At 52.7% G+C, this 13,894-nt stretch carries 13 protein-coding genes; 2 read left to right on the forward strand and 11 right to left on the reverse strand.

Annotation, left to right across the window (positions count from 1 at the left end):
* Positions 1-5: 5 nt before the first annotated feature.
* From EBB54_RS18940 to EBB54_RS18970, 7 genes are all read right to left on the reverse strand, one after another.
* Complete coding sequence (locus tag EBB54_RS18940; RefSeq protein ID WP_125128558.1) at positions 6-1,721, reverse strand: Hsp70 family protein; 1,716 nt, start codon at positions 1,719-1,721, stop codon at positions 6-8.
* 36 nt (positions 1,722-1,757) lie between these two features.
* Positions 1,758-2,351 carry a hypothetical protein gene (locus tag EBB54_RS18945; protein WP_125128559.1) on the reverse strand — a complete coding sequence of 198 codons (594 nt, stop codon included), beginning with the start codon at positions 2,349-2,351 and terminating at the stop codon, positions 1,758-1,760.
* Positions 2,352-2,362: 11 nt separating this feature from the next.
* Positions 2,363-3,010: a Maf family protein gene (locus tag EBB54_RS18950; protein ID WP_125128560.1), complete on the reverse strand. Its 648-nt coding sequence runs from the start codon at positions 3,008-3,010 to the stop codon at positions 2,363-2,365.
* Between the two features lie 44 nt (positions 3,011-3,054).
* Positions 3,055-3,966, reverse strand: coding sequence for an AEC family transporter (locus EBB54_RS18955; protein WP_125128561.1), 912 nt, complete (start codon positions 3,964-3,966; stop codon positions 3,055-3,057).
* Between the two features lie 61 nt (positions 3,967-4,027).
* Positions 4,028-5,470, reverse strand: coding sequence for a proline--tRNA ligase (proS, locus tag EBB54_RS18960; protein WP_125128562.1), 1,443 nt, complete (start codon positions 5,468-5,470; stop codon positions 4,028-4,030).
* An 80-nt stretch (positions 5,471-5,550) separates the two neighbouring features.
* On the reverse strand, positions 5,551-6,693 hold the full coding sequence (locus EBB54_RS18965) for a toxic anion resistance protein (RefSeq protein WP_125128563.1): 1,143 nt from the start codon (positions 6,691-6,693) through the stop codon (positions 5,551-5,553).
* 67 nt (positions 6,694-6,760) lie between these two features.
* Positions 6,761-8,302: a 5-bromo-4-chloroindolyl phosphate hydrolysis family protein gene (locus EBB54_RS18970; protein WP_125128564.1), complete on the reverse strand. Its 1,542-nt coding sequence runs from the start codon at positions 8,300-8,302 to the stop codon at positions 6,761-6,763.
* 181 nt (positions 8,303-8,483) lie between these two features.
* On the opposite strand from EBB54_RS18970, the gene EBB54_RS18975 reads away from it, so the two are divergent.
* Positions 8,484-9,149 (forward strand): RluA family pseudouridine synthase, encoded by a 666-nt coding sequence (locus EBB54_RS18975; RefSeq protein WP_125128565.1) that lies wholly within the window; start codon positions 8,484-8,486, stop codon positions 9,147-9,149.
* A gap of 33 nt (positions 9,150-9,182) precedes the next feature.
* On the opposite strand, the gene EBB54_RS31645 is transcribed toward EBB54_RS18975, so the two are convergent.
* The 4 genes from EBB54_RS31645 to EBB54_RS18990 all read right to left on the reverse strand — a co-directional run bounded on the left by EBB54_RS31645 (position 9,183) and on the right by EBB54_RS18990 (position 12,238).
* On the reverse strand, positions 9,183-9,308 hold the full coding sequence (locus EBB54_RS31645) for a hypothetical protein (protein WP_279229974.1): 126 nt from the start codon (positions 9,306-9,308) through the stop codon (positions 9,183-9,185).
* 3 nt (positions 9,309-9,311) lie between these two features.
* Entirely contained in the window at positions 9,312-9,584 is a 273-nt protein-coding gene (gene spoVG, locus EBB54_RS18980) for a septation regulator SpoVG (protein ID WP_004075051.1), read from the reverse strand.
* A gap of 264 nt (positions 9,585-9,848) precedes the next feature.
* Complete coding sequence (glgD, locus tag EBB54_RS18985; RefSeq protein ID WP_004075048.1) at positions 9,849-10,967, reverse strand: glucose-1-phosphate adenylyltransferase subunit GlgD; 1,119 nt, start codon at positions 10,965-10,967, stop codon at positions 9,849-9,851.
* Entirely contained in the window at positions 10,964-12,238 is a 1,275-nt protein-coding gene (locus EBB54_RS18990) for a glucose-1-phosphate adenylyltransferase (RefSeq protein WP_004075046.1), read from the reverse strand. Before EBB54_RS18990 ends, glgD begins: the two co-directional genes overlap by 4 nt.
* Before the next feature lie 240 nt (positions 12,239-12,478).
* Between EBB54_RS18990 and murC the strand changes: the two genes are divergently transcribed.
* Positions 12,479-13,855: a UDP-N-acetylmuramate--L-alanine ligase gene (murC, locus tag EBB54_RS18995; protein ID WP_004075042.1), complete on the forward strand. Its 1,377-nt coding sequence runs from the start codon at positions 12,479-12,481 to the stop codon at positions 13,853-13,855.
* Positions 13,856-13,894: the final 39 nt, after the last annotated feature.

The following is a 13,894-nucleotide window of genomic DNA, read 5'->3' on the forward strand; positions in this document are numbered from 1 at the left end:
CCCTGTCATTCCATTTCTTCCAGCATATCCAGAATATCCTCTTCCAGTTCCTCCGCCCGATCCTGATCCTCCTCAATCAGCGCGAGCTTCAAGTCGTACAGACAGCTCTCCAGGTCATCCTTGTAGAACGGCATATTCTGTACCTTTTCGTTTTTCAGCCTTCGCTCGGCCCTGCGGATGACGGTTCGATATTCCTTTGCAAGAGAAGATTCTTTCCATTTGGTTACATCGGTCGCCGCTTCTGTAAAAAACTCCTGCTCATACTCCATCATATTGATCTCAACCGAAGCCTCCTCACCTGAGCTTGGAATCCGTGCGCTGACCTCCAGCATCCCGTTCAGGTTGTAGGAAAATTCCACCTCGATCCGCTCTTCTCCTTCCGGACGCATGGGGATTCCGGAAATGACGAACTCTCCCAGGAAATGATTCAGGCGCACATCGTCGTGTTCCCCCTGATAGACCTCTATTTTCGCGGCATCCTGGTTATCATAGCTTGTATAATAGATACTTTTTCTGACAACAGGGATGGTCACATTTCTTGGAATCACAATGCTCATGTAGTGGGATTTGTCATCGCACAGCACGCGGATTCCCAGTGTATAGGGATTCACGTCCGTCATAATGATCCCCTCTTCCCTGCTCAGCGACCCTTCGATGATGCCGGCCTGGATCGCAGCCCCTTCCGCCACCGCGTAATCCGGGTTCACTGCTTTTGACGGTTCTGTGTGCAGGTAGGCTTCGATATCTCTGCGGATCATCGGCATCCGGGTGGAGCCGCCTACCAGCAGGATTCGGTCAATTTCCTCGGCCATCACTCCGCTGTCCGCCAGCACCACGTCTATGGGGGCGTGGGTCCGCTCCACCAGCTCCCGGGTCATTTCCTCAAACTGCTCCGCCGTCACGGTCTCTTCCAATGCCAGCGGATTCCCGTTCTTTTCCGCAATGAAAGGGATCACGATCTGGCAGGAATCCCGGACGCTCAGTTCCTTTTTACACCATTCGGCCTGCTCTTTCAGCTTTACCATCGCTGCCGGGTCTTTGCTCAGGTCTTTGCCGTTTTTCTTCCGAAACTGGGACAAGAGCCATTGGATCAGACATTCATCGAAGTCCTTTCCCCCAAGCCGGTTGTCGCCGCTGCTGGCCTTCACCTCCACCACACCTCCGAACATTTCCAGGAGGGTCACGTCAAATGTACCGCCTCCCAGGTCATAGACCAGAATATGGCTTTCCTCATCCATATGGCTGATCCCGTAGCTCAGCGACGCCGCCGTGGGTTCATTGATGATCCGCTCCACCGAGAAGCCCGCCCGCTTTCCGGCTTCCACCGTTTCCTGTCTCTGCAGGTCGTCAAAATACGCCGGCACAGAGATTACGGCCCTGGAAATGTCCTCGCCCAGGGATTCGGATACGTACTCTCTTACATATTTGAGCAGCATCGCGGAGATCTCCACCGGTGAATATTCTTTTTTTCCCATACGGAGTGTTTCTTTTGTACCGATCTTCCGTTTTGCCTCAATCACCGTGTCCTCAGGTGCAAGTAAATACTGCGCCTTCGCCTTTTCCCCGAATACAAACTGCCCTTCCTTGTCCACGCCCGCCGCGGAAGGCGTGATGACCTGTCCGTCAAAATTGACGATCATCATTGGCTTGCCGTCCCGGATCACTGCCGCTTCCGTTGTCGAGGTGCCAAGGTCAATCCCTATAATTGTATTTGCTCCCATATCCTTACTCCTTTGTACCTTTCTCAGCCCTGTTTTTTACTTTTCCAGGCGGTATGCCGCCACCCGTGCTTTCTTTTTTACAGTGCCACGACAGATCATCCCCGGGCTGTAGACCTCCGCCACCTGCATATCCATCTGCTCCTGGGAAACTGCCCTGGCCTCAATCACTTCATGCAGCTCATAATCCACCTGCACCCCGGCCTCCTCGATCCACACAATCCCGCAGGACTGCCTGCTGCCGCCTACCGCCTTTTCCATCAGTTCAAGCTGAGAAAGCCATGCAGGGTCTTTTTGCCCGGCATAACGCTTCATTCCCCAGAGCTGTTCCTGATATACGGCCAGCAGCTTTAAAAGCTTCTCCTGTTCTGCTTCCAGCTTCCTGATCTGCTTCCGGCTCTGACTTTCTTCCTCCTGCTGCTCTTCCAGGGCTTCCAGACAGTCTTCCAGCGCCATGTCATGCCTGCGCACATCCGAGCCCGCCTGCCGGACATCCTGAGAGAGTTTCTCCAGAACCGCCCTGCCCTGTTTCATTTCTTCCGCAAGCGCTGCAAGGCACTCCTCCGTTTTCTGCCGGAACGCCCTTTCCTCAGCCTCTTTTTCTCTGTTTTTATGAAAAGAAAATATTCCCATGATCCGCTCCATCATTCTTCCAGCCGCCCCTTGACTGCATGATACAGGTATGCGACCGGCAGTCCCACCACATTGTAATAGTCTCCCTCGATCCGGTCAATGTATGCCGCAAACCTTCCCTGAACCCCGTAAGCGCCCGCTTTGTCCAGAGATTCCCCGGCTGCGATATAACTTCGGATCTCCTCATCCGTCATTGCATGTACAAAGACCTTTGTTTCCTCGGCGTGAGAGACGGTGTGCCGCTCTGCGTTTCCGTCAAAGTCCAGCACCGCAACCCCTGTATAGACCTGGTGCGCCCTTCCCTGCAGACTTTTCAGCATCTCAAAAGCCTCTTCCGCGCCGGATGGTTTTCCAAGGATCTCCCCGTCCCGCACGACCACCGTGTCCGCGCCCAGGATCAGCAGATTGCGCAGGCGCGCCTCTCCTGTTTCAGATCTCAAAAGATAATCCTCACCCACGCCTTCCTTCTCCCGGCGCTTCACTTCCTCCGCCACTTGCTCCGCCTTCATCAGCGCAAGCTCCCTGACGATCTCGTCCGGCCGGGTGCTTTCATAATGTTCTTCGGCATCACTGACCACGATCTCAAACTTGATCCCGATCTGTTCCAACAGTTCCTTCCTCCGCGGAGACGCGGAGCCAAGGATGATCCGTTTTTTCATATGATCCGACATTCCTTTCGAATATATTTTTCCATCAGCCTCATCTACACGCCCAGCAGATAACACCAGGCCGGCAGCGTCACCAGTGACAGAATCGTTGTCACAAAGATCATTGCCGTAGCGTATTTCTCGTCGCCGTCATACTTTGCGGACAGCAAAGCGGTGGTCACCGGGGCCGGCATCCCTGCGATGATCACCGTGATTCCGCGAAGAAGCGGGGAAATCGGCAGCAGCAGCGTAATCCCAAAGATCACGGCCGGAACCAGGAGCAGGCGCACCGACGTGTAAAATGCCATCGTCCCGTCAAGCATACCCCTTGGATCCATTTCCGCCAACATCATTCCGATCAGCATCATGCTCAACGGCGTGTTGCATGTACTGACGCCGCTGATGGTTTTTTCCAGAAAATCCGGAAATTCGATCCCGGAAATCATGGCCGCAAGTCCCAGATAGATCGCTGCAACACAGGGATGCGTCAGTACCTTTTTCACCAGATTTTCCCGGCTGCCTTTCAAAAAGCAGGAAGTCCCGATGCTCCACATGACAATACGCACCGGAAGCATAAATACCGATGCGTAAAACAAGCCTTCCATACCATAGATTCCTTCAATCACCGGATTGCCCAAAAATCCGCCGTTGGACACGATCGTCCCGTACCTCAGCGGCTTCTGCCGCCGGGATTCGCTCCGGTGATAGAAAAGAAAGCTTATAAAAATGGAGATCACATTATAGCCAATGGACAACAGCAATACTTCCAGAAAAGCCGTAAGCATACCGGAGTCCCAATCCATCCGGAAGGAATGGAAAATATTGAACGGCAATGTGATATACAGGCAGAAGTTCACCAGCTCTTTCCGTGCAGTACCGCCGATGATCCCCTTTTTTCTCACGAAAAAGCCGATTCCGACAAGCAGGAACATCATCAGCTGCATATTTACCATATTCTGAAATGCCATAAAAACCCCCGCCCTCAATCCACATATATCCGCTCAGTACCCTCACGGATACGGCCGCTGTTTAGTATGCTTTCCCCCAGTAAACCATATGCTTCGCAGGCTTGCCGCAGCAGATGCATACGTCTGACAGGTGTTCCTCCTCATCCGGAATGCACCGGGAAGACGCGCCGCCTGTCTGCGCTTTGATCTCATCCTCGCAGGCTTCCTCGCCGCACCACATTGCCTTGATAAAGCCGCGGCTCTCATTGAACTTCGAATTCATTTCCTCCATGGTCACTGCGGAGTCAATGTGAGAATCCAAAAATGCTTTTGCCCGTTCGAACATGTCCTTCTGCATGGTCTCCAGGATTTCTCCCAATTTTTCAGTGATCTCGCCGATGGCAACGACCGTCTTCTCTCTCGTGTCGCGCCGCACTACGACTACCTGTCCCTGTTCGATATCCTTGGGTCCGATCTCGATCCGGGTCGGGATTCCCTGGATCTCCTGCTCGCTGAACTTCCAGCCCGGAGCCTTGTCGGAGTCATCAATCTTCGCCGCATAGCCTGCTGCCCTCAGGGTATCCAGCAGCTCTCCCGCCTTATCCAGCACCCCTTCCTTGTGCTGTGCGATGGGGATAACCTTCGTCTGTACCGGAGCGATCCTCGGCGGCAGCACCAGTCCGCTGTCATCGCCGTGTACCATGATGATGGCGCCGATGATCCGGGTGGACAGCCCCCAGGAAGTCTCATATACACTGTGCAATTCGTTATTTTTATCCGAATACTTGATGTCAAACGCATCCGGGAAGGAGCTGCCGAAGAAATGGCTGGTGGCGGACTGCAGCGCCTGCCCGTCATGCATCAGTGCTTCCACCGTATAGGTGTCCTGAGCCCCTGCAAACTTCTCGCTCTCCGTCTTGCGGCCGCATACCAGCGGGATCGCCAGGTCATCCTGGATGAAATCCCGGTACACGTCGCGCATGGTCAGAGTCCTCTGCTCCGCCTCTTCAAATGTGGCGTGAATCGTATGTCCCTCCTGCCATAAAAATTCGCGGGAACGCAGAAACGGCCTGGTAGTTTTTTCCCAGCGCAGCACGGAGCACCACTGGTTCCACACCTTGGGCAGATCCCGGTAGGACTGCACCGTCTTGCTCCATACGTCGCAGAACAGCGTCTCGGAAGTGGGGCGGATGCAAAACTTCTCCTGCAGAGGTTCCAGCCCTCCCTGCGTCACCCAGGCAACCTCGGGCGCAAATCCTTCGATATGATCCGCTTCCTTCTGAAGCAGCGCCTCCGGTATCAAAACCGGCAGATAGACATTTTCTACCCCTGTATCCTTAAAGCGTTTGTCCAGATCCGCCTGGATCTTCTCCCAGATTGCGTATCCGTTGGGGAGATAATTCAGACATCCCTTGACCCCTGAATAATCACACAGCTTTGCCTCCCGCACAACATCCGTATACCACTGCGCAAAATCCACCTCCCTGGAAGTGATTGATTCTACCAGCTTCTTTTCCTTCGCCATAACTATTCTCCTTGTATTCGTAATTTTAGATTGTACTCTGCGCCGGCGCGCATAACATCCATCCTGTCCGGTTCGGCCGGCTATGCCCGCATCTGCAGGAGCTTGTGCTTGAGCTCCCCTTCCAGACGGTGCATCTCGGTCTCCGCCTCCCGGCGCTTCTGTCTGCCCTCCTGCTGAATCCGCATCACTTCATCCAGCGTAGAGATCAGAGATTCGTTGGTCATCTTCAAGGTCTCCATATCTACGATGCCCCGTTCAGACTCTTTTGCCGCATCAATGGTCGCCATCTTCAGCTTGGCCGCGTTTTTCTTAAGCAGCTCATTGGTCATATCTGTCACTTCCCGCTGCGCCGCCGCTGCCTGGGCCGAATGCTCCACGCCCAGGGCCAGCACCATCTGGCTCTTCCACAGCGGGATCGTATTGACAATGGTGGACTGGATCTTTTCCACCATCAGCGTATCATTGCCCTGAACCATCCGGATCTGGGGCGCTGTCTGGAGGGACACCTGACGGGTCAGCTCCAGGTCATGGAGCTTTTTCTCAAACCGGTTGCACATGGAATCCAGATCCCTGGCTGCCTGGGCATCCTCCGCCAGCCCGCTGGTCTGCGCTTTCTGGAAGAGGGCCGGGAGCTGTCCGGTCTGGATCTCATGGAGCTTTTTCTTTCCGGCCATGATGTACATGGTCAGCTCTTTAAAATAGGTCAGGTTCAGCTCATACATCTTGTCCAGCAGGGCAACATCCTTCAAAAGCTGCACCTGGTGGGATTCCAGCACTTTGCAGATATGGTTGATGTTGGTCTCCGCCTTGTTGTACTTTGCCTTCATGGCGCTGATCTTATTGGCAGGCTTTTTGAAAATCCCCAGAAAGCCTTTTTCTTCCTCTTCGTCAAAGCTCCGCAGCTCCTTTACTACGCCTGTAAGCAGCTCGCCCACCTCTCCCAGATCCTTGGTCTTGACATTTTCCAGGGCGCTCTCCGAAAAATCCGCCATCTTCTTCTGTGTCCCCGCGCCGTACTGCAGGATCATCTGCGAATTGGTCAGATCGATCTTCTCCGCAAACTGCTCCACTGCGTGGCGTTCCTCCGCCGTCAGAACACTTTCATCGAAAATCGGCTTTTCCGGCTCCGCCGTGATCACAGGCGCGGCCGGCGCTTTCTCATCCGCAAAGGGGTCCAGCGTCAGTGTCGGTGTTGTCGTAAATGCATCTAATTCATTTCCCATAGTAACCTCCTGATTCGTCTATTCTATGGCTGTCCTGCGCTTTGCAGGCATTGACAGCCTGTATATATCAGTGTACTTCCTTAAAGTCCCCCTCCGTCAGCCCTTCCTGGGCCAGCATGGTATGCAAAACGGAGATATCCGAGGACACATCCCACGCCGTATCCTGGAACAGGCTGTCCAGCAGCTTTTCAAATGCCATATTCAGGGTATCCAGCGTCTTTTCGATCTCCCGTTTTGAAGAGATGATATTCTCTCCCTGCACCGGCTGGGCGTCCAGATCCTGATATGCCTCCAGAAGCTTCACCGTAGTCGGAAGGTAGTACTCCATCATCCGGTGGATGTCCGACACAGTATCCGGATTCTGCTCCACCCGGTCGAAAATACGGTCAACCAGTATCTCCATCCGGGATATCTTGGCCGAGATCTCCGCTCCGGGAATGGCGTCGTTGCAGGCGTGGATCTTCTGAATATACTGTTCTCCCGTCCTGATGATCTTACGAACCTCCGGGGACAGCTTTGAATCCGGCGCTTCCGCCTCCTTCTGTACCTCCCTGGCCCGCTTTCTGGCAGCTTCCTCCTTCTGCTCCCTGGTCTCTGTCCTGATCTGTTCTCTCTGTTCCTGCAGGTCCGTATACTGCTTATACGCATCATTGCTGACCATAAGGCAGGTCTTCTGCCTGTCCAGGTGTCCCTGTCTGAACCAGCCTTTGCGTATCATCTCTTCCAAATCCTTCACCACGAACCGCCGGGATTTTCCCAGGTGCTCCGCCAGTTCTTTTACATTGCAGTATTCTCTGCCGCCCAGGCTGCTGATATATCCCCGGAAGCGTTTGACTTTTCCCCGGATACTGCTGCCGGCCGCCGCCATGCATCCAAATCCCGCGGAAAATGCCGCCAGGCCGCCGAAGGCCACCCAAAAGGCCCCGCCCATATCTCCGGTTCCAAAACCGGCAAGGAGAACCATCGCCAGACCGATCAGAGAAACACTCCCTGCGGCGCATCCGATTCCGTAAAGCACTGTTCCGCCGACCTTCGCAGGCGTTGTACCTGCATACAGCGCCGGAAGCTGCTTCTCCGGCTCCGGATAGTATGGCCCGTGGCCTTCTTCCTGCTCCTCCACCGTCTTATCCCGGTTGCCGAATCTGGAATAATATGCCTTATTCCAGTTGTATCGCCGGTCAGCCTGCCCGTATGTACCGTTTGCAGCCCCCTGTCCAGGCTGGTCATACGCGGCTCCCCCTGCCTTGTCTGCTCCCTGTCCGGCCTGCCCGTACGTTCCTCCAAAGGGAGAGCCTTCCCGGCCGTTCCAGTTCATGCCGGGCCCCTGCTGCCACCGGCCGTCATTTTGTCCAAAATTCTCCTGGTATTGATATCTGTTGTCGGACGCCCCCCGCCCGGACTGCCTGCCGCCGTTTTTCCTCCGGCTCTGCCGCACGCCCCTGGTGATCTCCCCGGCCGCGTCCTTCATGCCTCTGGTAATCCCGTCCGCCGCGCCGTTGATCGCATCCGTAATTGTCTGGTTCAATCTGCTGAAGTCTCTGGAATCCACCGCATCCTGTACATTCCTGCGGATTTCTTCCCCGAATCTTTCCCACTCCCGGTTATTCATCCTGTCCTCCCGCTTAACTGCATCTATATTTTAATCCGAACTTACTGCTTGACCTGGTAAAACTTTTGTATGATAATCAGTTTAGTCAGATTGCGGCAAAAAGTCAAGAAATATACACAATTCTTTAGATAGTAATCAGAGATTCTCTGTACTTTATTCTAAAATGAAAGGAGATTTTGCCATGAAACCGGAAATCCTGTTCGAAGATCAACACATCCTTGTCTGTGTCAAGCCATCCGGCGTTCCCACCCAGAGCCGGCAGGTCGGCACACCCGACATGGTGAGCATTCTGAAAAATCACCTGCACAGCCGGCAGTCCGAAAACGGGGAGCCTTATCTGGCCCTCATCCACCGTCTGGATCAGCCTGTGGAGGGGCTGCTCGTATTTGCCAAAACCCCCGCGGCAGCAAAATCCCTCAGCCGGCAGCTTCAAACTTCCGGTTTCGGCAAACACTATCTTGCCGTCCTGGGCGCCGTTCCCGGGGAGATGGAAGGGCACCTGGAAGACTACCTGGTTAAAGACGGCCGCACCAACACTTCCCGTATCTGCACGCCGGATACCCCGGGAGCCAAACCGGCGCGCCTCCGGTATAAGGTCATACGAACCAGGGACGCCATGGCCCTGGCTGAAATCACACTGGATACCGGACGCCACCACCAGATCCGCGTCCAGATGGCAGGGCTTGGCTGCCCCATCGTCGGGGACAGGAAGTATGCCCCTGCCGCTATGGAACAGCCCGGTCCGATTTCCGGGCAGCTTCAGCTTTATGCCGTCAGACTGTCCTTTCGCCATCCTGCCACCGGCAAGCCGATGTCTTTCTGCCATACGCCGAAGCTTCCATTCTGATGTTTTTTTACATAAGAACTCCGCCTGCGAAGCTTACGTCTGAGGCGGCCGCATTGCTGCGTCTACCCTATACGTCTGCGGGCACACGCAGCAAGCACCCGGCTGATTCTCCACCAGCCAGGTGCTTTTTTCAAATACAATGGCTTTCAAAACAGCCATCGCTTATACTTCTTCCTCTCCCCCCGCGGCTTCCTGATATTTTTCCAATATCAGCTCCTGGATTCGTTCTCTCGTATCAGAGTTAATCGGGTGTGCAATATCTCTATATTCCCCATCCATTGCTTTTTTGCTCGGCATTGCGATAAACAATCCCTTCTCTCCTTCAATCACCTTGATATCATGAACTACAAATTCATCATCAATCGTAATTGAAACAACCGCTTTTAATTTTCCTTCCTTTGCCACTTTTCGTACACGCACATCTGTGATCTGCATATCCAGTCTCCTTTCTCTGTCTGCATTCCCCGGTACAGCCCTTCGCAAGCCTGTCCATTCATCCCATCATCCGTACCGAAAAGACTTTTTTAACACACCTTCATCTCTTTTTTATTTTTTATATTTGCAGGCCGGCAAAAAATCAAGATCCTGTGCGGCAGGATGTATCGCTGGTACGTCCCGCCTAATTCCCAAAATCTGCCAACCAGACTGCACATTTCCTGCAACCCCGGCCAGGAGTTTCTCCGGCGTCTCACTCTGACTTTATATCAGATACCTCTCATTTTTTTCAACAACTACTTTTATCTCGCCCTCTCCCACGTGTCTCGTATTCGCCCGGATCGTTCCCCGGCTTTCTACGATACAATTCTCAATATATGTATGGTCGCCAAGATATACGTCATTTAATATGATCGAATTTTTGATGACACAGTTATTTCCCACAAATACTTTCTTAAACAGCACGGAATCTTCCACCGTACCGTTGATAATGCTCCCGCTTCCGATCAGGCAGTTCTTCACCGCCGCGCCCGGATTGTATTTTGCCGGGGGCAGGTCGCCCACCTTCGAATACACCGCGGGAAGCTCCCTGAAAAAATAGTTCCGAACTTCCGGTCTGAGGAAGTCCATGTTCGTCTGATAATATGTGTCAATTCTGGAAATATTATTCCAATAGCCGCTGAGCTTATATCCATATATTTTTTTGAGATTTTTATAACGGATCAGGATGTCCGTCACAAAATCATAATGCTCTTCCTCTGCGCAGTGCTCCACCAGGTCAATGAGCTGTCTCCGTCTCAAAACGTAGATCCCCGTGGAGATCGTCCGGGAGCTGGCCACCATCGGCTTCTCTTCAAACTCCTGAATCCGGGCGGATTCGTTCATCCGTACCGTCCCGAAGCGGGTCGGGTCGTCGCCGTCCTCAAGCTCCTTGACTACCACCGTGATGTCCGCCTTCTTCGCAATGTGGTACTCCAATACCTTATTGTAATCCAGCTTGTACACCGCGTCTCCCGACGTAATGATCACGTAGGGCTCGTGGCACCTCTTCAGGAAATCCAGATTCTGGTATATGGCATCCGCTGTGCCCCGGTACCAGTATCCGTTTTCCGCCGTAATGGTCGGCGTGAAAATATACAGACCGCCCTGCTTTCTTCCAAAATCCCACCACTTGGCAGAATTTAAGTGCTCATCCAGCGACCGCGCATTGTACTGGGTCAGCACCGCAACCCTCTGAACATGGGAGTTGGTCATATTGCTCAGGGCAAAATCGATGGCCCTGTAGCTGGATGCGATGGGCATTGCCGCAACCGCGCGCTTTGATGTCAGCGCCTGCATCCGTCTGTTATTGCCTCCCGCAAGAATGATTCCTACCGCTCTCATACACGATCACCTGCCTTTATCAATGTCTCGCCGCTCTCCAGTATCCCGTTCAGATAATCCGCAGCCTCCGTTGCACCGCTGACAGCCGTATTCTTACCGATCTGTACATCGGGGGGGATTCTGGAATTTTCACCGATGGTCGCCAGGCCGCCGTTGTAGATATCCGGCCTCACCCGGTTGGGCGCATCGCTCCCGATCCCGATGGAAACATTGCTGCCGATGTCCGTATTCTCCGCGATGATCGCTTTCTCAATGACGCAGTTCTCACCGATGGACACATCCCGCATGATAATCGAATCCCGGACAACGCTGCCCTTTCCGATGGTCACACCGGCTCCCAGCACCGAAGAATGTACCTCCCCGAAAATCTCGGAGCCGTTGCTAATGATACACTTGTCCACCACACCCTCCGGAGATATGTACTGAGGCGGAAGGTTCATACAGTTTGTATAAATCTTCCAAAATTCTTCATAAAGATTAAATTCCGGTATTATGTCGATCAGCTCCATGTTGGCCTCCCAATAAGAACTGAGCGTGCCCACATCCTTCCAGTATCCGTTGTACTCATAGGCAAACATACGGTTTCCCTTTGCGCCGCAATAAGGTATGATATGCTTCCCAAAGTCACAGTTCGGCTGGCTGGAGAGCCGGATCAGCGCCTCTTTGAGAACCGGCCAGCTAAAAATATAAATTCCCATGGATGCCAGGTTGCTGCTTGGCTTCTCCGGTTTTTCCTCAAATCTGCTGATCCGTCCCTCTTTGTCCGTCACCAGGATTCCGAAGCGCCCTGCCTCCTCCATGGGCACCGGCATCGCCGCGATGGTCACATCCGCCCTGTTGGCCTTGTGGGTACTGAGCATCACTTCATAATCCATCTTATAAATATGGTCTCCGGAAAGAATCAGCACATAATCCGGATGATAGCTTTCCATATAATCCAGATTCTGGTATATGGCATTCGCAGTTCCCGTATACCATTCGCTGTTCACACTCTTTTCATATGGAGGAAGAATCGAAACCCCGCCGATATTCCGATCCAGGTCCCATGGAATCCCGATTCCTATATGTGTATTCAACCGCAGCGGCTGATATTGTGTCAGGACTCCTACCGTGTCTACTCCCGAATTGATGCAATTGCTGAGCGGAAAATCAATAATACGGTACTTGCCCCCGAATGATACTGCGGGCTTCGCCACCTTTGCGGTAAGAACCCCCAGCCTGCTGCCCTGCCCGCCTGCAAGCAGCATGGCGATCATTTCCTTTTTAATCATGCCGTCACCTCCATTTCTAGTTATTCTATTTTATTATATCATCATTTCATTGTTAAGTACACATATTTTACAAATATTTATCATTAAATATTCACTTTTTGTTGGAATTAGACAAAAAGAACTTCTTTCAATTTTTATCATATATAGTATAATAAATAAGGCAGAAGCAATTCAAACCTTGTTTATAACAATTATGAACGATGTCTTATCCCATCGTCTCGTCAGGAAAGGAAAATAGATATGTATAAGATTGATTTCAGCAAACCAATCCACATCCATTTTATCGGTATCGGCGGAATCAGCATGAGCGGCCTTGCAAAGATCCTCCTGCAGAACGGTTTTACCATCTCCGGTTCCGATGCCAGGGAATCTGCGCTCACGCAGCAGCTTGAAGCATCCGGCGCGCAGATTTTTTATGGCCAGAAGGCGTCCAATATCATTGACGGCATTGACTGTGTGGTTTACACCGCAGCCATCAACCGGGACAATGCGGAGCTGATCGAGGCCGTGGCCCGGAAGATTCCCATGCTCACCCGCGCAGAGCTGCTGGGGCAGCTTATGAAAAACTACGACACCCCTATCGCGGTATCTGGCACACATGGGAAGACGACCACCACCTCCATGATCTCCCATATTCTTCTGGAGGGAAATCTGGATCCGACCATCTCCGTAGGCGGCATTCTGCAGGCCATCGGCGGCAACATACGGGTCGGAAATTCAGGCACGTTCATTACCGAAGCGTGTGAGTATACCAACAGCTTCCTGCATTTTTTCCCGAAGATCGGCGTGATTTTAAATATAGAAGAGGATCATCTGGACTTTTTCAAAGATCTGGAAGATATCCGGCATTCCTTTCATCAGTTTACGGCACTCCTTCCTTCCGACGGCACTTTGGTAATCAACGGCGACATCACGGATTATCCGGAAATCTACCGGGGACTGGACTGCAATGTCACCACCTACGGCAGTTCCCCGGATTACGATTACAGCGCGGCCAATGTTCTTCATGATGAAAAAGGACGCGTCTCCTTCGATCTTGTAAAATACGGCGAGACCGCCGCACGGATTCAGCTTTCCGTGACCGGCGACCACAACGTATCCAACGCTCTGGCCTCCATTGCCACCGCGGAGCTGCTGCATATCCCCATGGAAGCCATTCAGAAAGGGCTTCTGTCCTTTATCGGAACAGACCGCCGCTTTGAATACAAGGGAACGCTGGACGGGGTGACCATTATTGATGATTATGCCCATCATCCCACGGAGATCCAGGCCACTTTAAAGGCGGCAAAGTACTACCCGCACAAGGAGCTTTGGTGCATCTTCCAGCCCCATACCTACACCCGCACCAAGGCGTTTTTCCATGAATTTGCGGAAGCCCTCTCCCACACGGATCATCTGGTGCTGGCGGACATCTATGCGGCCAGGGAGACGGATACCCTGGGGATCTCCTCAAAAGATCTGGCAGAAGAGGTGCGGAAACTGGGAACAGACACATACTACTTTCCTTCCTTTGCCGAGATCGAAGATTTCGTGAAATCCCGGTGTGTTTCCGGAGATTTGTTGATAACTATGGGGGCCGGAAACGTTGTAGATATTGGAGAAGACCTGCTTAAATAAAAGTTATCCACAGTTTCCACACAGAGTTATCTACACAAA

It is taken from the genome of Schaedlerella arabinosiphila (assembly GCF_003885045.1).
In the GTDB taxonomy this organism is placed as follows: Bacteria; Bacillota; Clostridia; order Lachnospirales; family Lachnospiraceae; genus Schaedlerella; species Schaedlerella arabinosiphila.